Below are 21095 nucleotides of genomic sequence, written 5' to 3'. Positions count from 1 at the left end.
AAGAATGCTAGGATTTACTTTACTCTTTTATAACTTTCAACAGTTGTCTTTTGTTACCAAAATTTATGTCTATAAAGTAAAGCCCTACTGAAAAATCACTTAAATCCATTTCAATTCTATTGCTTTTAAATGATTCTGAGATCATTGTTTTGCCTTCGTTGTTAAATATATTAATCATGACTGGCACATATTCATTTACATCAAGATTTTGCAATTCAAGAATAAGTAGGCCTTTTGTTGGATTTGGATAAACAAGGACTTGCACCTCACCTTCAACCAGAAATTCTTCAAATTCATCATCTGATTTTAAGTATAAGACTCCGTTTTCAGCAGAGAAATTTACTCTTCTGGCAATTCTGTTTCCTGATAGATCGTAGGTATAGTCGACGCTTTTTTGCTGAGTTATGGCATATAATTCATTTAGTATTAAATATCCGCTGGCATGAGTGGCAGTAATTTTTATGTAACAGGCGTTAGCATTTATGATAAAGTCATTGGTTCCACTTATGGCTGATCCTGCCAACTTGTATATCACATTATCAAACGAAGTATAAACCTTGCAAGTATAATTAGCACCACTACCCACAATTAATCTTAGAGTTTTAATATAATTATCTTCGGTTAGTTTTACTACTATTTCACAATTTACTATTGTGCCGGTAAAGGTAGTTTGCGCTGTAGTGCCATCAATAAGGTTATGCGGAGTGGTAAAGCCTGTACTACTATATATACTCATTTGCTGAGAAAACAGACTGCTGTTTAATAGTAGCATGCCAACGATGAGACTCAGGTATATTTTTGTTTTCATCCGTATATAATTATTTAATAAGGTCGGATGGAACTCGCATGATGAATTTTCATCCTTTTGTTTTTGTTTAACGAATTATGCTCGTTTCATGGTATTAGAATTAATTCTTAATGAAAAATTGGAGTATGCAAATTGTTGGTATAATCCCCATTGTTTTGTCATTACACGGGTTTTTTATCAGTATTTCGTTTAATCTTCTAACAAGCCAGAATCCATTTAACTTGTTAAATATTAAGACTTATTCCATACCTATTTCCCTTCTAAAGTTTCAACCTTTTCTTGCAGCTGCTTAATAAGCTTTTGCTGCTCGATAATGTAAAGGGTAAGTTCTTCTACCTTGCGCAGCAGGATATCATCCATTTCGCCTACACTGTAGCCGTTTTCTTTAAAATCGGCAGCGCTAGGTACCTCGGGCAGGTGTTTGTTTTCTTTTACAAAGGCCTCTACCTCGCTAAGGCTGAGGAGATTGTAGTCTTCTTCGAACACGAAGTCGGAGGCTGGCACATTGCCAATCACGTCTATGCGTTCTGCTAAAATATTTCCATTTACAGTAAGAGTGGCTGTGGGGTTGGTGGTGCCAATTCCTACATTACCAGCAGCATTTATCGTAATATCAGCCATAAGATCACCACTTGAAAGATACATGCCACTATTTCCATCTGTTTGTGTCCAAATTCTGCCAAGTTGTGTCAGATTGCTTTTCTTGAAAACTAGATCACCGGCATCGTTGGCAGTTGCTTTAAGGCTAATATTTCCTCCGGCTGCAACTTCGAGTTTTTCGGATGGACTAGTGACTCCAATACCGATATTTCCTTGAAAATAGGCATGTCCATAATCTAAAGATATTGAGGCATTCACAGTGCCATTACTTGTATATACAATTTGATGCCCAAAGTTTGCAATGGGTTTTTTACTACCTGTACCAGCATTCGTGTGTGCATAGCCCATTCCATATAAGGTGCCAAAATCGTTAGTAGTAGTATTAATCAAATAAGTTGGTGAAATGGACCAGATTCCCTGTACCTGAGAAGCATTATAGGTTCCTCCTAATCCCCACCTTGAAACACCAACCATTCCTCGCACATCGAGCATTGTGTTTGATTGTGGACTATTCGTTCCAATACCAACTTTAGTGGTTGTTGGGTTAGCAAACAATAAACCTGTTCCTGGCGTCCAGGTTTGCGCGTGAAGATTGAAAACAAGTGCCGCTAATAAAGTTGTAAGTGCAAATAACTTTTTCATAATGGATTATTCTTAGGTTTAATATTTAGGTTCAAAGGGTATACAAATTTTATTCTGTATGCCTTTTTCAAAGCATACGAAAATTATTTTTATCGCTCATCTACCTGCTTTTCGGCAAGAGAATGGTTAATGCAATCAACTTAAAAACAGCAATCGGTAAAGAACAACCTCCAAATTTCTCTAACCTACATGCGGTAAGGGTAAATCCGCAAATAACCTGTGTTTTTTTTACCAAAATAGAGAACTTAAGGGTCAGCTAATGTTGTGTATTCTCTGTGTGCAAGTGTATAAAATTTCATGATAATTGTCAATAAACAGCAGCAATTTGAATTCTTTCTAAATTAGCTTTTAAGCAAGAATGTTGTTTTTTTTTGCTCGATTGCATCACAGAATTGCGACTACCCACGCACATTTTAAAATATTTGCAAATAGTGGAAGCAACAGATTTATTAGCACGCGTTACGCAAGCTAAACGCGCGCTAGTGAAGAGTGTTTAATTGCCCCTGGCTTAAGCCAGGGGCAATTAATGCCCGATTAGACACTTTGGCACCGATTTGCAATCGGTGCCTTGCTCATCGGCAAACTTTTGCTTTTTCAAAGAAAGGCACGGTTCGCAGACCCCCACCAGAATAATTTGAATGTATAGGGTCAAGTTATCAATAAGCTTTAAAATCACATCTATAATTGAAGAATGTTTATTTATCGATTATAGTTTCAATTATATTTGAATTAATTTATTTTTCGACAAATATTTAAATTATGATTGAAGATAAAACTATATTTGTGTCTAGCTTAAAATATAGATGAAATGACTGATTACATCGAAAGGCCCCTTTATATTGATAGATTAAAACCATTTATTGGTAAATCATTGATAAAGGTATTAACCGGGCAGCGCAGAGTTGGGAAGAGTTACCTATTAATGAATGTGAGAGACCTTATTAAAAAACAGAACCCTGATACTCAGATTATTTATATCAATAAAGAACTACATGAGTTCTCACAAATAAAAAATTCAGATGACCTGTTTCTCTATTTAAAAGAAAATATAAAGGAGAACGGCAAAGTAGCACTCTTTATTGATGAAATACAAGATATTGAATCATTTGAGATTACATTAAGAGACCTTGTTACGAGAGGGAACTACGATATCTATTGCACAGGAAGCAATGCTAATTTACTTTCGGGCGAACTCGCTACTTTTTTAAGCGGCAGATATGTTGAAATTAAAGTATTTGGCCTTAGCTATAATGAGTTTTTAGTATTTTATAATTTACAGGATTCAGTAGCTACATTTCAGAACTATCTTAAATTTGGTGGATTACCATACCTAATCAATCTGAATACGGAAATTCAAGTTGTATATGAGTACTTAACAAGTATATACAGCACCATAATGCTTAAAGATGTTGTTGCCCGATTTAAGGTTAGAAATGTAAAGTTCCTTGAAAATTTGATTGCTTTTTTAGCAAACAATATCGGCAGTATCGTTTCCTCAAAGAAAATCAGTGAATATCTAAAATCTCAAAAAATAAATATTTCAACCCAGGTTGTAATAGACTACCTTGGGTACCTTGAAACATCATTTTTGATTTTTAAAGTAAAGCGAACAGGAATCGAGGGTAAAAAAGTATTTGAAATAGGAGAAAAGTACTTTTTTGAAGATATTGGTATTCGTAATGCAATTGTTGGTTTTAAAACAAATGATATTCATAAAATCCTGGAAAACGTTGTTTATCTGCACTTGCGAATGGCAGGATATTCGGTAACTGTTGGTCAGGAGGGTAATAAAGAAATTGATTTTATCGCACAAAAGTCTGGAGAAAAAATTTATGTTCAGGTTGCTTACATGCTAACAAATGAGGGAACTATAAATCGGGAATACGGGAATTTACTTGAAATATCGGATAACTATCCAAAATATGTTGTGACAATGGATGAATTGACTGAAGTATCAACCTATAAGGGAATTAATCGCATGCATGTTAAAGACTTTTGTATAAAAATGGTGTGACAGATGTAATGTTTAAGTGAAATAGCCTCGATTTAATCTAAAAGTCTACTAGCGCGCGTTTAGCATTTGCGTAACGCATGTTCATTCCAGTATTTCAATTGTAAACAAACCATCGAACCAATACTGGCGCATCCGCTTGTGCCCTCAATTTTGCTCAACAGATTAATTCAATATCTATCAACCCTTTATTACCCCCTCTCTGGTTGCAGTTTGCAACTACAACCCTATATTTCATCTATTTCGATTAAACCTGTCATCCCCACTGACGCCGATTTGCAATCGGTGCCTTAACCATAGGCAAACTTTTGCTTTTTCAAAAAAAGGCACAGAACACAGACCTGCACCAAAGCTTAGCGCATACTGGTAATAATAGTTCGATCATACAAAAACAAATTGTTAGTAGGCATCCTGATTGTTTTTTTCTTTTTATTGTCATCAATTTTTCTCCCATCTTTGTGCCATGAAAACCTCTATGCCACGAATACTCATTACAGGTGCCAATAGCTTTATAGGAAAAAACTTCATTCAGCATTCCAAATTCACTTCAATTGATGAAGTGTGCCTTGTGAAAAACAGCCCTGCCAACATTGATTTTTCGAAATACGATGTGGTGTTGCATCTGGCTGCCATTGTGCATCAGTCGAAAAAAATTGCTAAGGAAACCTATTTTAGTATAAACCGCGATTTGCCCGTAGAGGTAGCAAAGCAGGCAAAAGCAAAAGGGGTTCAGCAGTTTATCTTTCTGAGCTCAATTAAAGTTTATGGAGAATATCCTAAAAGCGGTATTGCTTTCACCGAAACCTCCCCCTGTTTTCCGAACGATGCTTATGGAAAAAGTAAGCTGGCAGCGGAAAAGGAGTTGCTTGCACTCAACTCGCCTGAGTTTGTGGTTTCTATTATACGGCCTCCGCTTATTTACGGGCCGGGAGTAAAAGCAAACATGAAGAACATTGTTCGCTTGGTCGATAAGTTTCCTGTGCTTCCACTCGGAAAAATCGAAAACAAAAGAAGCATGTGCTCCGTGCAAAACCTGATACAATTAATCGACTGCGTTGCAGATAGAAAGAAATCGGGCGTATTTCTTGCCTCCGACAAACAACCTATCTCCACAACAGATTTGTGCCGGATCATTGCCAAACACCTGAACAAAAATTGCCTGCTGCTTTCTCTCCCCACTTTTCTGCGCCAATTATTAAAACACATGAGTCCTGGCCATTTCGAAAGGCTTTTTGGTTCCCTGGAAGTAAATAATAACTTTACACAAGAGGAGCTGGATTTCGATCCTCAACTAAGTACCGACCAGGGAATAGAAAAAATGGTTGAACATTATTTGGTACAAAAACGAAACCGGATTTAAAATACTTTTTACTTCTGATGCATGAATAATCTCGCTTTCTGGTTAGTCATTCTTTTAGCTTCGCTGGTTTTAACCTGGGTGGTTAAGGTACTTGCTGTCAGAAAAAATATAATCGATGTACCTAATGAGCGAAGCTCGCACAGCATTCCAACTCCGCGCGGTGGTGGCTTAGCCATTGTTATCTGCTGGTATGGGGCAATAACTTACCTCTATTTCATGAATCAATTAGAGGCAAAACTATTTTTTGCTTTCATTTCCGGTGGCTTGCTTGCGGTTATCGGTATACTGGATGATATTTTCTCCTTACCTCCCGGATTGCGGTTAATTGTCCAGGCCATTTCTGCCTCACTTGCTCTTTATTTTCTGGGTGGTTTTCACATTGATTTTATGGCATCTGAATTGCCAATGATGGCGACAGCCATTAATATTCTTATGGTAATAGGAATGGTTTGGTTTATAAACCTGTATAATTTCTTAGACGGAATTGATGCCTATGCTGCCATGGAAGCAATTTTCATTAGTCTGGTTTTCTTTCTTTTTACCGGTGCTTCTCTTTCACTTGTTATGCTCCTTGCCGTTTTGGGTTTTCTTTATTGGAACTGGCCTAAGGCCCAGATTTTCATGGGCGATGTGGGCAGTACACAACTGGGTTTTATTTTAATTGTATCAGGAATATATTTTCATAACACCCATCAATTTCATTTTACTTATTGGCTCATACTTACTGCACTTTTCTGGTTCGATGCCACTTACACCCTTTACAGGCGCTGGCGAAACAGCGAAAAACTCAGTAAAGCCCATCGTAAACATGCCTATCAACGAATTGTACAATCTGGCTTTTCGCACCTGAAAACGAATGTGTATGCGCTTATTGTAAATTTCTTGTTATTCTTACTCGTTTTCCTGTCCATTAAATTGTCAGGATACAAATTCCTTGCATTGTTAGCTTCAATTGGAATGTTATCATTTTCCATGGCTATTCTCAACAAAAAAGCCCCCTTTCGTAAGGATTAGTAAAGTCAAAGGAATGAATGAGTGAATGAGTGAATGAGTGAATGAGTGAATGAGTGAATGGATGAATGGTTGAATACAACTTAAATTTCGAATTGAACACAAGGATAATATTCGTAGAAATGACTAATAATTAAATGATTGATGTTTAAAAGCTTTCAAGTAAAATACCTGTTGCTGGGTTTAATCTATCTTCTCGTGCTGGCTATGCCCTTTGGTATACGATTTTTACCCTATTTACTTTCAACTACTTTTTTGGTATGGTTTATTGTAGTGATTACTGGAAAGTTTTATGCCTTAAAAGATTTTAGAAACACAACTCTTTACTTACTTCCAGTTCTTGCAATAATTAGTCTTGTATCACTTTTATACACCAGCAATGTATCGAATGGACTTAAAATGCTGGAGAGGTTAATCAGTTTTGTACTTCTACCTTTTGTATTTCTAATCGCAAAAAAAGAGTTAAAAATTAATATCCATGTTGTTTTTACTTTGCTCGGTATTTCGCTCCTGGTGGCCATTGCCCACCTCTTTATTTCGGTTTATGAAAAGGTTGGAATTGAAAAATTCAGGGAGTTTAGCTCCTTCCATGATATAATCGAGTATTTCAGGTATTATAGCATAATAAAAGGATTTACCATTCACCCCTCCTACCTTTCCTACATCTTATTAATTTACCTGCTTTACTTTTTTTTCCAGTCGAAAACAAAAAAGGCATTGTATGTATTGCATGTTCCCATAGCAATTTCGGCCCTTTTAACCCTGGCAACGCTGCAATCGAGGGCCGCCATACTTTGTTTGCTGTTTTTGATTTTATACGGCACCCTGGTTCAGGTTTATAAAAAAAGATGGCTTAGCCTTTCCCTTCTGCTCCTGATTCTGGTTTCAAGTTCGTATGGCATTTATAAATATTCGAGACTTGGAGAAACCCTGAAAGAAACTGCGGTGCTAAACGAGGAGACAAAAAAAATCGATCCTCGATTGGTCATCTGGAAAAATTCCATCGAAACGATAAAAAATGCGCCGTTAATGGGTTATGGTATTGGCGATGCACTTGATGAATTAATTAAAGAACATGAAAAAACAGAATTTAAAGCAGGTGTTTTTTATAGTTTCGACGCCCACAACCATTTCCTTGAAACCTGGCTTCAATCTGGTATTTTTGGGCTTATCTCGTTGCTTCTGGTATTTGCTATCCCGCTTTACCAATCTATAAAGAAAAAACAGGAACTATTATTCCTGTTTTTGATGATATCTTTTATACAGCTCCAATTCGAGTCGATGTTTGTAAGGCTTGCAGGGGTTGTATATTTTGCATTTTTCTATTGCTACTTTTATTATGTCTATTATGCCGAGGGCGGTGAATGGGAAAGAACCAGACAGAAAACTAATTCAGGATACGATACCAAGCTTAATGCTGCGGATAATAATCCTGAAACCATTTCACAAAAGCCTTAACCCCCCGGTCAATCGGTGTTGAAGGTTGGTAATTCAGTTCGTTTTTCAGGTCATTCACATCGGCCCAGGTTGCAGGCACATCCCCTTGTTTGATAGGCATTAATTGTTTTTTTGCCTTTTTACCTGTATACTTCTCAATGGCTGTAATAAAATCCATCAACTTAACCGGATTGCTGTTTCCGATATTAAAAATCTTATAGGGTGCCGGCGAACTGGCCGGATCAGGATTTAGCCCTTTCCATTCAGGATTTCCGGATGGCGGGGTATCAATAACCCTCACAATGCCTTCAACGATATCGTCAATATAAGTGAAATCGCGCATCATATTGCCATGGTTATAAACCTCAATGGGTTCATTGTGGAGTATTGCTTTGGTAAACAGAAATAAAGCCATATCCGGTCTACCCCAGGGGCCATATACGGTAAAGAACCGAAGACCGGTGGTAGGCAAATTAAAAAGATGACTATAAGTATGCGCCATTAACTCGTTGCTTTTCTTGGTGGCTGCATACAAGCTGATGGGATGATCGACATTGTCGTGCGTAGAAAAGGGCATCGATTGGTTAAGTCCGTATACACTTGATGAACTGGCATACACCAGATGTTTTACGCCAGTGTGCCTGCAGGCTTCTAAAACATGACTAAACCCTATAATGTTACTGCTAATGTATGCCGAAGGGTTTTCGATACTATATCGTACACCTGCCTGCGCTGCCAGGTTGCATACAACATCAAATTTCTGTTCCCTAAACAGTTGGTCGATAGCGGCCTTGTCCTCCAATGTGAGGGGCATAAATTGGTAGGCAGCATATTTCTTTGAGCCGATTGCTTTATTGTACGTTAACAAGTTTTTATCGATCCCAGCTTCGGCCAGGCGTGCATATTTCAGGTTCACATCGTAGTAATCGTTCATGCTGTCGATACCCCAGACTTCGTCTCCTCGTTCGAGCAGTCTGTTTGCCAGATGAAATCCTATAAAGCCTGCTGTTCCAGTTACCAATACCTTCATGCCTCAATGCTCTAGTCTGTGAATGAATTCTTTATGCTTAAAAATTGGTCATTTTCGCCAATTTTGGTTTCAAAGATACATTAAATGGTGCAAAATGCCATTTGGCCATAAAGTAAAACCTTAACAAGTAATTACTTGATTATAATTGGTAGTTGCTTTGGGTATTCGCATGAATTGATTAAATAGAGCAAATATGCTTTTTACCTTATATACTCGCATAAGGTTATACAGTCTTTCGTGCATTCAAAGAAATATGTCCAGAATAAATACCATATATTTAAAAGAACTTAAATTATTATTTATTAATTCATTCACTGATTTAATAAAAAAATAATACTTTCAATTGAATAACAATTCAAAAAAATATTAAACTTGCACCCGGAAAGTATTTTGAGTGCCAACGCAAATACTTTGTAATGGTTTAGATATTTATCTGCCAGTTCTTTTATCTGAAGAGACCTATGTTAGCGGAAATGTTGTTTCTGTTTAAGGTGGCAGAAAAGTTACTTTACAAAAAGTATTCATAAAGAAAATATTTTAGGGTTGATATCCGTTGTATAATTATTCGATATTCCCTTAAGAGTCTGAGTATTTTTTTAAGCATTTCTGCTTAAAACTATCTCAAGCTTGCTGCTAATCATATTTTGATTACAGTATTGCCGAAAGGTAAACTACAATCGGTTACTACCAGTTTAATTGCTGAGGCGGAAGAAGAACACGTACTCTGCCTTGGGAACGCTTTGTCGAATAAACAATCCTATTTCATTCATTATCAATACTTTAACCTATTTTTAAGAGAATTAAAAAACATCCTCTTTTAGTTAACGAATCCAACAAACTTCCATTCGAAACATTATTGAAGCATTGTTTTTATCTCTTGCACCGATTTCGAATTTCTGTTAATTCGAAATCGGTCTGACCTAAGCATCATTATCTTACCTAAACCACCAAATTAATGACAAACCGACCCTATTGGCATGTATTATATACCATGCCGAATGCTGAAAAAGAGTAGCAGCCAAACTTCAGGAATTGTCGTTTAGCTACTATCTGCCTTTAGTAAAAAAGGTAAAGGAATTTAAAAGCCAGAAAAGAAAAGTAGAACAAGCCTTGTTCCCGTGTTATGTTTTTGTACTTATTAAACCCGGCTTCCGCCATCATATAACCGAGATCAAGGGGGTTTTATGCTTCGTTCGGTTTAATGATACTTATGCCCGTATCAGAGACCAGGAAATCAATAGTTTAAAAATACTTGTTGAAAATACCGGCGAATCGAAAAAACTCACAGTCGAAGATTTAAAAAAGAACGGGAATATGTGCCGTATCGAGCATGGGCCATTAAAGGGATTCGAAGGAAAAATTGTGGGAAATAATGGCAACAAGAAACTAAAAATTGAGATTCCCAGCCTAAACAAAATGATTGTGCTCCAGGCAGATGATATTGTTATACAATCAACAAGTTGTTGCGAACAGGCAAACTAAAAAACATAAATAATTCAAATCAATAAATAAAAATCATATGGAACAAACAATTGAAAAAATCAATGAAGTACTTACTGAAATCATCCTTTCAAAAGGTAACAATCCAAATGAAATTCCTATTCAAACCGGTACACATTTAGCAAACGACCTCGGATTTACATCCTTAGATCTGGCGCAAATGATTGTCGAACTTCAGGAAAAATTCAGCTATGATCCCCTGAGCAATGGTGTCTTGCTTTCAGATATTTCGGCTGTTGGTGATCTGTATAAGATATTTCACCTGGGCTCAATCATTCATATCACAAACAACTAAAGTAACCAACAATTAAGAAAAACACTTCTAACTAAAACAACCCCCATGAAAAATAACCTTTGGATATTAGAAAGAATAAAAAATCATGCCGACGGAAAATGCCTGATATGCGACAATGTCCACATCAGCTATGCCGATCTGCATGAAATGATACTAAGCTGGAACAACAAAATCAGTGAGGAAAATATCAGGGCAGGCGAGATTGTATCGTTCGTGGCCGAGAACAAACCCGAGGTACTGGCGCTAATCTTTGCACTTATACTTAACAACAACATTTTGGTTCCTTTATCGAAAGATAACAGAGAAAGCCATGATGAGCTTATTAAAATTGCCGAAGTAAACGGAATCTGGGAAGAAGGCCACGATTGGGTGTACAGAAGGACGGGCATTGTCAGTGGACATGATTTCTTTCAAAAACTGCCAATTGGGGAAGAACCGGGATTGATTTTATTCACTTCGGGATCGACCGGTAGTCCAAAAGCAGCTCTGCACAGCCTAAACAGGTTAATGATGAGATACAGAGACAATAAAAAAGAATTGAATGTGAAAACATTGCTTTTCTTAAAACTGTTCCATATAGGAGGTATACATACCTTGTTCTCGTTTGTGCTAAATGGCGGAACAATAATACTAACCGAAGAAAGAACCCCGGAAGGAATATGCCGTGTGGTTGAAAGATATGGCATAGAATTGCTACCCACAACACCGACATTTCTTAACATGCTCATTCTTTCAAGAATTTATGAAAAGTACAATTTATCGACCCTTAAAACCATCACCTATGGCGCCGAACCAATGCCAAACACAACACTCTCGGCAATGGTGAGAATATTTCCAAACATTACTTTAAAACAAACCTATGGTTTTACCGAATTGGGAATTCTGTCCACCAAATCAAAATCGTCCGATTCACTCTGGATACAGATTAACAACAAATCGGCTGATATAAAAATAGTAGACAATATATTGTTCGTCCGAAACAATACTTCCATGATCGGCTATCTGAATGCACCATCACCAATTGATGCGGATGGATGGTTCAATACCGGTGACCTGGTAGAGGTAGAGGGTGAGTTTATAAAAATTCTAGGCCGAAAGAATGAAATTATAAATGTGGGTGGAGAAAAAGTATTCCCTGCACATGTAGAAAATGTATTGTTACAAATGCCTGAAATAGCTGAAGTAGTGGTATCGGGTAAAAAGAATCCGATTACCGGCAACCTGGTAACCGCTGCTGTTACACTAAATTACGATATGGATAAAATTGACCTTGTTAAGAAGATAAGGGAATTTTGCAAAGATCGTCTCGAAGAATTTGAAATACCCAGGGTTGTGCACATTACAAACGAAGAATTAATAGGGATATCGCTTAAGAAAAAAAGAATTGTCAATACAGAAATAAATTGTTAGAGTTTCATGCTTGCAAATAAAGTTGTATTAGTCACCGGTGGAAGCCGCGGATTAGGAAAAGCAATTATTGAGAATCTTTTAAAAAACGATTGTCAGGTGGCTACATTTAGCCGAAACAAACCGGAAATAGCAGGAATTGATGACATACGGAATGACCGTCCAAGATTACTTTTTCGATCGGTCGATATTCGCGACACCCAGGCTGTTCAGGCGTTTATCTCTGAAGTAAATAAAACATATGGTAAAATTGATGCTTTAATAAACAATGCAGCAGTAAACCATATTGGACTGTTTTCGCTTATGCCCGAAAAGAGGATCGATGAGCTATTCGAAATCAACGTACTGGCCACCATCAAAATTACACGAATGGTGGTGCAACTTATGATGAAGAAGAATAATGGAGTAATTGTAAATATAAGTTCGATTATGGCCCAGGGCGGTTATAAGGGTTCAGTTGTTTATGGTGCTTCAAAAGCCGCCATCGATGGGCTTACCCGAGGTCTGGCAAGGGAATTGGGAGAAAAAAACATCCGTGTTAACTCAATTGTTCCAGGGTATATCGAAACCGATATGACCAAGGAAGTTACTCTCGCCAACAGAGAAAAAATACTTCATCGTACACCTTTAAAAAGGCTTGGAAATACCAACGATCTTATGGGGCTCATAGATTTTCTTCTGGGAGATTCTTCCAGGCATATTACAGGACAAAGCTTTGTAGTGGATGGCGGACTTACTTGCTAAGGATAAAATTTATCGCACCTCTTTTTTCTCAATATTAAAACCGCTTTGACACCGTTGTTTCCGAAAGTGAATGGTAATCACCACTATCTACCGCTAACGGCTATGAATATGGCATTTAGTGTGGCATTAATAATTTTTATTGTATGTTCTAATTGAACCCAGGATAACAGTTTCCATCATTTTTTAAAATTATTGAAATGAATACCCAAGCTTTAAATATCAAGTACATAGTCGGAAAACAATTTTCTGAGTTTGCCAGTAATAAAAAGACAGTTGTATTAACCGACGACCTATCTTCATTGCTTCAGAATGATCAAAATGAAGCTGACAATGTAAAATACATTGTGGGACAAGGAAATTCGGTATCGAAGATTAATGAAATTCTGAAAAATTTAAAAGACGAGAACAAGAAGATTGCCCTGGACGGATCTGCATTTGAAATTGCCGACCGATCGTTAACACATAAGCACAGCGAGAAAAACATATTGGTTTCGGCTCCGCGTAAATTAGATACAGACAACTATTCGGCCAACCTACTGATTGATTCACCTGCAGAGCTTGAAGATCATGTAACAGGTCAGCATGTTCCTGGTATGCTGCTGGTAGAAGCATCGAGGCAGATGTTTATTGCGGTAATGGAAAAATTCTTTCTTAAAAAAGAGTCGCCGGACAAGCAGTTTTATTTTGTGCTTAACTCCATAAACTCTGAGTTTATCAACTATTGTTTTCCAATTCCAGCCAAGATGATTTTAAACATACAAAGCTTTGAAACCATAAAGCCTGATATGTTTTTATCGAAATGCAAAATTTCAGTTTTTCAAATACCAGGCAGATGCTGTTGCAACATTTTTATGGAATTCAGAATTATTAACCACAAAATATTAGCCTTTCTCGAAAAGAGCAAAGCCTTTGAAGCACTTGAATTAATTCTACTTTAACAGATTAAACAAAACCCTTGTAAACATTGATATTTCAAGGAAATTCAGTATCTTCAATGCACAGAAAAACAGGCTTATCGTTCCGAAAAATGTTTAATACAACGTAAAAATAATAATCGATATGGAAAAACACTGACCTCTGTAATAGAGCGAGTTAGTGTTCACCTTAATGATTATCAGCATGTATTTTGTAATTCAACAAAGAAGTTCTTTGACAAAGCACAGCAATATTCATTAGGAATAATACAAAGTCAGATGCGCAATATTGAAAGAATAAGCGAAGATTTGGGAGCTAACTACCATCAAATGCAGCACTTTATAACTGAGTCTAACTGGGATCATCGAGTTTTGATAAATCAAGTAGCCCAGGAAGTAAGCCAGGTTTTACCCAAAAGAAAACTTACAGGATTGATTATTGATGAAAGTGGTTGGGTAAAAAAAGGCGACCATAGCGTAGGCGTTGGACATCAATATTGTGGGAATGTAGGGAAACTATCAAATAGTCAGGTTGCGGTATTTGCTTGTTTAAGTAATGGGGATTTTGCATCAATGGTTGATGCCCGACTATACCTTCCCAAGGCTTGGTGTGACGACAAGACAAGATGCGAAAAAGCAGGCGTTCCTGTAAAGCACCGAACATTTAAAACTAAGCTCGAACTGGCATTAGAAATTATTCGCCAGCAAGTAACCAATGGCATCATCTTCGATTTTATTGGAGGCGATGGTTATTATGGTAACGATGTGGATTTTGCCAGCAGCATAGATTTGCTTGGTTATCTGTACATGCTGGATATCCATAAAGACCAAAAAATATATTTGGAACGTCCTGACTTGGCTATTCCCGAGCGAAAAAGCAATAAGGGTCGTGAACCCAAGAAATTAAAAGCAACTACAGACGAATTAAGTGTATCAAAATATTTACAGACTTTAAATGACGAAAATTGGCAGCGTATTAGTGTTCGTAATACAGCCAAAGGAGTTCTTGTAGCTGACTATCATTTTATAAAGCTTTGGATAATCAATAACAGTAAAATGCAAGTAGAGCAAAGGTTACTGGTTATCCGTAAAACGAAAACCAAAGAAGGCAAGGACGAAATAAAATATTCTTTTACCAATGCTAATCTTGAACAATACACTAAGAAAGCTATAGCCTATATGCAAGCACAACGGTACTTTGTAGAACATTGCATAAAAGAATCAAAACAGATACTCGGGCTAGACCAGTTTCAGACACGAAAATGGCTTGCATGGCAACACCAGGTTGCATTAAACTTTTTGGTCTCGTCATTTATTTTAAAAGAAAAATTGCATTGCTTTGATGATTTACCTTTACTATCGGCTCGTGATATTAAAGAATTTATCACTTTTAAACTTTATAAACAGATGACCGAAGAACAAATGATTGATAGAATTTATGACCGGCATTTAAAACGACAGCGTGATATAAATTACTCATATTCAAAATTGTAAATCTGTTAAAGTAGAATTAAATAGGTAACCGAAACAAAGCTTTCATCCTTTTCTTCCGGCAATATTCAGCCTATACCCTAATACTTAGCATGTATGAATGAACTAACAAACAAGAATATTCTATTATTAAAATTTCAGGTTAAGCCAGAGAATACAGAAGAGGTTCAAAACTTTATGGACGAACCTTATACCACCGATGCTGTTTTTAACAGACTTTACCAGATTGACAAAACCAAGGGATACGAAATAACATTCTTTCACTCTGCTCACCAATTAAAGCATCTTTTGAACACAGCGGAAAAGCAACATATTACGGAATTGATATCTAAGTACCTTGAGGGTGAGCCTGTCTTTGAATCTTACTTTCTCAATAAAACCCTCTATCATAATCCGGAAGTAGTGGGCGAAATAAATTCATTTACATTCATTACCTCTCAGGTTGAATTAAAAGATGAGACGCTGAACACTGAAGGCAATAAGCTTGCAGCCATAAACCTTTATAAAAGCGAGATGGGCAATGAAATTACGATATCGTTCTTTTGCAACTAACCATAGAAATAAACTAAAAAACATAAGCAATGAGATACGCATTTTTTGACGTCGATAACACTGTGCTGAATTTTAAAAGCATGTTCAAATTCCAGGATTTTTTTTACGCCAACACCTCAATGTACAATAACGAAGAAAGGCTGCTTGAAAAAGAAAAGTTCGATAAAGAATTCCGCGAATATTTTGCAACCAACAAACCTCGCTTGTTTATAAATAAACGATACTACGAATATTTCAAAGGCCGGAACAAGGCTGAAGTTGAAAAATTGGCCGAAATGTGGTACAACCATGAAAAACAGAATCTTAGCAATTCAGAATTTTGGATTCAGCCCGTAGTAAACAGGCTAAAAAGTCACCAGGAAATGGGCGATAAAGTAGTGTTGATTTCCGGTTCGTGTTACGAAATATTGTTGCCATTGCTAAGAGAATTAAATGTAGCAGATTGTATCTCTACTCAATTGGAGGTTATAGATGGTGTGTATTCGGGCAAAATAATCGGTCGTCAGATTATTGGCGATAACAAAGGAGAATCGATAAAAGAACTGGCCGAAAAAAACAAGATCAACCTTAAAGAGTGCTTTGCCTTTGGAGATCATATATCCGATCTAAGTATGCATAAAATAGTTGGATTCCCTATTGTTGTGGAAGGTGATAAAGAGCTCGAAGAAATTGCCAGAGAAAACTCCTGGGAAATAATCAGCAACTCCAATCAAAATAGTTAAACAAATAGTCATTCCCTCCTTTGTTTAACTAAAATAACTATTGCAGCATTTTCTCTGAATGCCTTGTCATTCACTGGTTTTTCTGAGACCAACACTCGATGAGTTTCTAATATTTACACTTCTTTATAACCAACCAAAATATGAGTTTAATTGATGTTCAGCCTATTGCATCAAAATGCAGTCATTTTGCTATGTGCAAAATAGATTTTTTAGGAACCGGCATTTGCCATTCGGCCGTTAAGAAACCCTTTGTAGCTTACTTTCCACAAGGCCGAATGGAAATTACAAACGCAATAAATAAAAACCTTCTCACCGTAACAAAGGCACTTGTCGATATAGCCGAAACCTGCGATTTATGCGGAATATGCGATAAACAATGCTATTTCATCAATGAACTTCGACCTTTTCAGGTTGCTAAAGAATTGAAAGCGTATGTAAAAAGTTATATTGACCAAGGGAACTCGGTACCTGAAGAAGAAACAGACGAGGTCCTTAGCGAAATAAGAACAGTTGTCGGAACACCCTGGGCTACAAATGACCTGGCGATACGTATTGCCTACTCAAGAGATGGCGGCCCGTTTAGCGAAAGAAATATACCTCGATACGTGGTGATGGTAAAAACGAAACAGGAACTTGCTGCTATTGTTAAAATTGCAAATAAATACAATATTCCTATTAGTCCACGTTCAAGTGGCTCTTCGGGAGTAGGTCTGGCACTTGGCAAGGGAATTATCATCGATTTTTACAGGATGAAAAAAATAGAAGTAGACCCATCCAGAATGCTTGTAAAGGCAGAGCCAGGCGTAACCGGGTTTGAATTACAAAAGGAGGTAGTAAAATATGGCTATAAAATAAATGTAGGCGAAACCTCGGCTGGTGTTTGTTCAAATATTATCACAACGCGCATTAACTCATTGTACACGCACGAGTATGGAAATGGACTTGATCTGGTAATAGATGGGGAATTTATCGATGCAAAAGGTAATTCATTTACATTATCAGAAGATCCGTATGCTCTAAAAGAGTTCAATCCGCATGGAATTGAAAAACCACCCCTATGCACAGAAATGACACTTAAGATATTTCCAAAATTCGACGATGAGGCAGCCCTTCTCCTGCCCTTTCATAGTTTTTCTGAATGTCTTACTCTGATGCATGAGCTTTCTGTTAAGCGAGTGGGTATAGGTTTAGGTGTTTTATCGGCCGAATCCGCAGCTATTTTTATCGCACCAACCAAGAAAACCGAAAACGAACTCAAAGTTGTGTTAAAGGAAAAACTGGGTATTCACTATTTCATTTTAATTATCGGAGAAACACATGCTATCGATAACGTTAAAAGAATAACCCAGGTATCTATCGATCAGGAAATGTTCCGGAATATCATCTACAGCATACCAAAACTCTGTGGACATGAAGGAATTGATATGCTGGCTGATATACCTTCGAACAAACAGCCTTATGAAGTACTGTTTAAAAGAGGCATGGAAAACCTTGTGGAAGTAGCACTCGACCCCGATATAGAAAACTACTACAAAGCAGTAGCCCCGGACATGCAGGAATACTATAAAACATTGTATTCCGATCCGAACCTTACCGATGTTTTGTGGCTCAATTTATTCAGGCTAACCACTCCTCGCCTGAGTAGAGAAACTCAGTATTGTGCAGTTTTGCTGCACCTTGCTATCAATGAGATGGTTTTAATTCCGGAGCTCACTGAAAAACTGGACAAAGTAGGCATAAAATATGGGTTGAAAAGCTTTTTCAGCAATCTATCGCCTCTTTTTCAGAGCCGGTGGATAATGTTTGAATATGATTTCTTTCACGATCAAACAAATGAACAGGAGCGGGAAAAAGCCAGAAAAGCCATTAACGAGTCATACGAACTTCTGCTGGATTATATAGCCACAGAAAAAATAAAGAACGGATTTCTTTCGATGATAACACGCTGGCAGGGATTAGCCAGGTACGAATCAATTATACAAAGCTTATAACTAAACTAAACTACAATAATATGAAAATCAGAAATGAGGAAATTTCCGCGAAAAGACAGAAAAAGGAAAACGTAATACTTTTTGCCGGAGCCACCAGCTTCCTGGGAAGCCGACTGGCTATTCAGTATTTAAAGAATGGACAACATGTCATTTTTTTGGTCAGGTCGAAAGATAATGAATCACCCAGAGAAAGATTGGATAAACTGTTCCGGGTTTGGGACTATGACCAATTAGATTCTGCCAGAGTAACCATACTCGAATCGCAACTAGACGAACCAAAGCTTGGACTTAGCGATGAAGATTACCGCTATGTAGTGGAACAAACAGATGAAATAATTCATGGCGCTGCCAATACAGCCATGGAGGAAGAAAAGCGTTACGAAGTACAACACTTCAATATTGAAGGAACAAAAAACCTGCTACAGGTAGCTATCGAGGGGAAAGCCTACTTTTTTCATTTCATGAGTACCTGTTATTCTTGCGGAACAAGAGGTGGAACTATCTATGAAGATTATGTACCTCATACTGATTTTTATAATCCATATGAAGAAAGTAAGCATATAGCAGAGAAAAATATCATCGAACAATGCTCTAAATATGGAATAAGGTATCATATCATCAGGCCATCGATTGTTTTTGGCGATTCGAAAACAGGTAAAGCTACAAGGTTTAATGCCTTCTACTATTTTGTCAGAACGCTTGATTATCTTAAAAATATCTATGAAAAGGATTATGATAAAAACGGCATCCGATCGAAAGAAATTGGAATTTACCGAACCCCTGAGGGTAAATTGTATATCCCTTTAAGAATTGAAATCAAAAAAGGCAGTTTCTTCAACATTATACCCATCGATTATTTTATAAAAGCCAGTAATGCCATCATGGACGATTCGCTGAACGGGGGAATATTCCATGTGACTAACCCCACTCCTACCTACCTTCAAAAAACCCTTGAAAACTTTTGTAAACTGCACAACATAGAAGGCTTGCAGGCAATTACCGAAGAAGAATTTAAACAAAAAGAACCCAATGTCATTGAGAAGCTATATCAGGAATATATGGATATCTATCGGCCCTATTTCAGAGATACCCGAATATTTAATATAGATAACACTCTAAGCTATACCTCTCCGAAAGGAATTGAAATCGGACAACTCTCAAATGAAGAAGTATTTAACCGTTGTGTGGAATTTGCAACGAAAGTAAAATATGGAAAACTCCTGGATAGTTATGTTGAAAAATCGCAATTAATCTAAACCTACACAAATGAAAGAAGCCAATCTGCTTTTCAACGATAAAGGCAAGCCGGAGAGCATCACGAAAGCATGTAAATTGTATGCTGAATTTCTAAGTACTCATGAAAACAATTTCGAAGCTTGCTGGAAATTGTCGCGGGCTATCTCCTTTTTAGGTGAATTCTACCCCGAACACGCTTGGAAAGATATGTATAGCAGTCCTTTAAAATATGCTGAAAAATCTGTGCAAATTGAACCATTGCGACCAGAAGGTCACCTCTGGTTAGGAATAATGCTTGGACGCGACGGACAAGACAAAGGTATCATGAAAAGCCTGAAGAATCTGAGCAGAATGAAGATTGCCCTTCAGATCTCAATCGATATTGATAAAACCCTGGAAAATGGATTAGCCTTACGTGCAATGGGAAGGCTGTACTTTACTTTGCCTAAAATTGTGGGTGGAAACTATGAAATTAGTCTGAGGTATTTATACCAATCGCTTGAAATAGTTAAGAACCCAATAACAATTTACTATCTGTCCGATACATACCAGGCAATGGGCCATCATGCAAAATCGAACGAATACCTGGAAGATTTGATAAACCTGGACAATTCGACGAATTTGCCATTTGAAACCAATTATTACAAAGAAAAAGCCCGGAAAAAAATCAGTGAACTAAATCTTGCAAACTGATTTTAAACACAATAACTAAAAACGAAATAAAACAGATAATATGTTGACTAGTCAGTCTAATATTCTATATTTGCAGGATGAATGAAAAATACGATAGAATTATAAAAACTGCGCTGCACCTTTTTATTAAGTTGGGCTTTCAGAATACACCAACCGCCCTAATTGCAAAGGAAGCAGGAGTGGCAAATGGCACCTTGTTTCATTATTTTAAGAATAAAGATATTCTCATCAATTCTGTTTTTCTTTCCTGCAAAGATTCGATGGTAATAACCTTAAAATCGAACATTAGCGCTGAAATGAATATTCCGGCAGTAGCGAGAATATTGTTTACAAATGCCATAAACTGGTGCATGACGAATTCTGAAATGTTTCTCTTTTTTCAAACATACAATAACTCCCCTTTTATTACAAAAGGTACAAAAGACGATTATATTGAGAAATTTCATTTCATCGTTCAATTAATAGAGGTAGGTAAGAGAGAAGGTTATTTAAAGAATATCTCAACCGACCTGTTGTATAGTACCATAAATGGGCTCATGTTTCAAATGATGAACTTCTTCTATGAGAAAAAAGAAAACATCAATAATTCGCAAGAAATAGACGAAGCTTTCATTATCCTTTGGGATGCGATAAAGAAATAAAAAATTTAAT

General features: G+C 37.0%; 19 protein-coding genes. 16 read left to right on the top strand and 3 right to left on the bottom strand.

The annotated features are described in order from the left end of the window. Positions 1 to 19: 19 nt before the first annotated feature. Both IPM71_14305 and IPM71_14300 read right to left on the bottom strand, forming a co-directional pair. Positions 20 to 808 (bottom strand): T9SS type A sorting domain-containing protein, encoded by a 789-nt coding sequence (locus IPM71_14305; protein QQS50742.1) that lies wholly within the window; start codon positions 806 to 808, stop codon positions 20 to 22. Between the two features lie 249 nt (positions 809 to 1057). Beyond that, on the bottom strand, positions 1058 to 2050 hold the full coding sequence (locus IPM71_14300; GenBank protein QQS50741.1) for a hypothetical protein: 993 nt from the start codon (positions 2048 to 2050) through the stop codon (positions 1058 to 1060). An 808-nt stretch (positions 2051 to 2858) separates the two neighbouring features. On the opposite strand from IPM71_14300, the gene IPM71_14295 reads away from it, so the two are divergent. The 4 genes from IPM71_14295 (at position 2859) to IPM71_14280 (ending at position 7890) form a co-directional block, all read left to right on the top strand. Beyond that, complete coding sequence (locus IPM71_14295) at positions 2859 to 4064, top strand: ATP-binding protein (GenBank protein ID QQS50740.1); 1206 nt, start codon at positions 2859 to 2861, stop codon at positions 4062 to 4064. A gap of 472 nt (positions 4065 to 4536) precedes the next feature. Further along, positions 4537 to 5421: an NAD-dependent epimerase/dehydratase family protein gene (locus IPM71_14290; GenBank protein ID QQS50739.1), complete on the top strand. Its 885-nt coding sequence runs from the start codon at positions 4537 to 4539 to the stop codon at positions 5419 to 5421. A gap of 21 nt (positions 5422 to 5442) precedes the next feature. Further along, entirely contained in the window at positions 5443 to 6435 is a 993-nt protein-coding gene (locus tag IPM71_14285; GenBank protein ID QQS50738.1) for a glycosyltransferase family 4 protein, read from the top strand. Between the two features lie 141 nt (positions 6436 to 6576). Next, on the top strand, positions 6577 to 7890 hold the full coding sequence (locus tag IPM71_14280) for an O-antigen ligase family protein (GenBank protein ID QQS50737.1): 1314 nt from the start codon (positions 6577 to 6579) through the stop codon (positions 7888 to 7890). Here the strand turns inward: IPM71_14280 and IPM71_14275 are convergent. Continuing rightward, entirely contained in the window at positions 7844 to 8899 is a 1056-nt protein-coding gene (locus IPM71_14275; GenBank protein ID QQS50736.1) for an NAD-dependent epimerase, read from the bottom strand. The two genes, IPM71_14280 and IPM71_14275, sit on opposite strands and share 47 nt — an antisense overlap. A 1032-nt stretch (positions 8900 to 9931) precedes the next feature. Here IPM71_14275 and IPM71_14270 point away from each other — a divergent pair. From IPM71_14270 to IPM71_14215, 12 genes are all read left to right on the top strand, one after another. Continuing rightward, a complete protein-coding gene (locus tag IPM71_14270; protein ID QQS50735.1) occupies positions 9932 to 10381 on the top strand; it encodes a hypothetical protein in 450 nt (149 codons plus the stop codon). A gap of 37 nt (positions 10382 to 10418) precedes the next feature. After that, a complete protein-coding gene (locus IPM71_14265; GenBank protein ID QQS50734.1) occupies positions 10419 to 10694 on the top strand; it encodes an acyl carrier protein in 276 nt (91 codons plus the stop codon). Positions 10695 to 10739: 45 nt separating this feature from the next. After that, positions 10740 to 12104: an AMP-binding protein gene (locus IPM71_14260; GenBank protein QQS50733.1), complete on the top strand. Its 1365-nt coding sequence runs from the start codon at positions 10740 to 10742 to the stop codon at positions 12102 to 12104. 6 nt (positions 12105 to 12110) lie between these two features. Continuing rightward, on the top strand, positions 12111 to 12845 hold the full coding sequence (locus tag IPM71_14255; protein QQS50732.1) for an SDR family oxidoreductase: 735 nt from the start codon (positions 12111 to 12113) through the stop codon (positions 12843 to 12845). A gap of 197 nt (positions 12846 to 13042) precedes the next feature. Next, positions 13043 to 13783: a hypothetical protein gene (locus tag IPM71_14250; GenBank protein QQS50731.1), complete on the top strand. Its 741-nt coding sequence runs from the start codon at positions 13043 to 13045 to the stop codon at positions 13781 to 13783. A 255-nt stretch (positions 13784 to 14038) separates the two neighbouring features. Continuing rightward, complete coding sequence (locus IPM71_14245; GenBank protein ID QQS52846.1) at positions 14039 to 15253, top strand: IS701 family transposase; 1215 nt, start codon at positions 14039 to 14041, stop codon at positions 15251 to 15253. 93 nt (positions 15254 to 15346) lie between these two features. Beyond that, positions 15347 to 15802 carry a hypothetical protein gene (locus tag IPM71_14240; GenBank protein ID QQS50730.1) on the top strand — a complete coding sequence of 152 codons (456 nt, stop codon included), beginning with the start codon at positions 15347 to 15349 and terminating at the stop codon, positions 15800 to 15802. A 29-nt stretch (positions 15803 to 15831) separates the two neighbouring features. Further along, entirely contained in the window at positions 15832 to 16524 is a 693-nt protein-coding gene (locus tag IPM71_14235; protein QQS50729.1) for an HAD-IB family hydrolase, read from the top strand. A gap of 140 nt (positions 16525 to 16664) precedes the next feature. Beyond that, positions 16665 to 18515 carry an FAD-dependent oxidoreductase gene (locus IPM71_14230; protein ID QQS50728.1) on the top strand — a complete coding sequence of 617 codons (1851 nt, stop codon included), beginning with the start codon at positions 16665 to 16667 and terminating at the stop codon, positions 18513 to 18515. 20 nt (positions 18516 to 18535) lie between these two features. Next, entirely contained in the window at positions 18536 to 19771 is a 1236-nt protein-coding gene (locus IPM71_14225) for an SDR family oxidoreductase (protein QQS50727.1), read from the top strand. Between the two features lie 10 nt (positions 19772 to 19781). Further along, on the top strand, positions 19782 to 20444 hold the full coding sequence (locus IPM71_14220; GenBank protein ID QQS50726.1) for a hypothetical protein: 663 nt from the start codon (positions 19782 to 19784) through the stop codon (positions 20442 to 20444). Positions 20445 to 20521: 77 nt separating this feature from the next. Beyond that, positions 20522 to 21085 (top strand): TetR/AcrR family transcriptional regulator, encoded by a 564-nt coding sequence (locus tag IPM71_14215; GenBank protein QQS50725.1) that lies wholly within the window; start codon positions 20522 to 20524, stop codon positions 21083 to 21085. Positions 21086 to 21095: the final 10 nt, after the last annotated feature.

Source organism: Bacteroidota bacterium (assembly GCA_016699695.1).
GTDB lineage: Bacteria > Bacteroidota > Bacteroidia > Bacteroidales > UBA10428 > UBA10428.
Note: the sequence above shows the minus strand (reverse complement) of the source record. Positions and strands in the feature narration are given on the sequence as shown.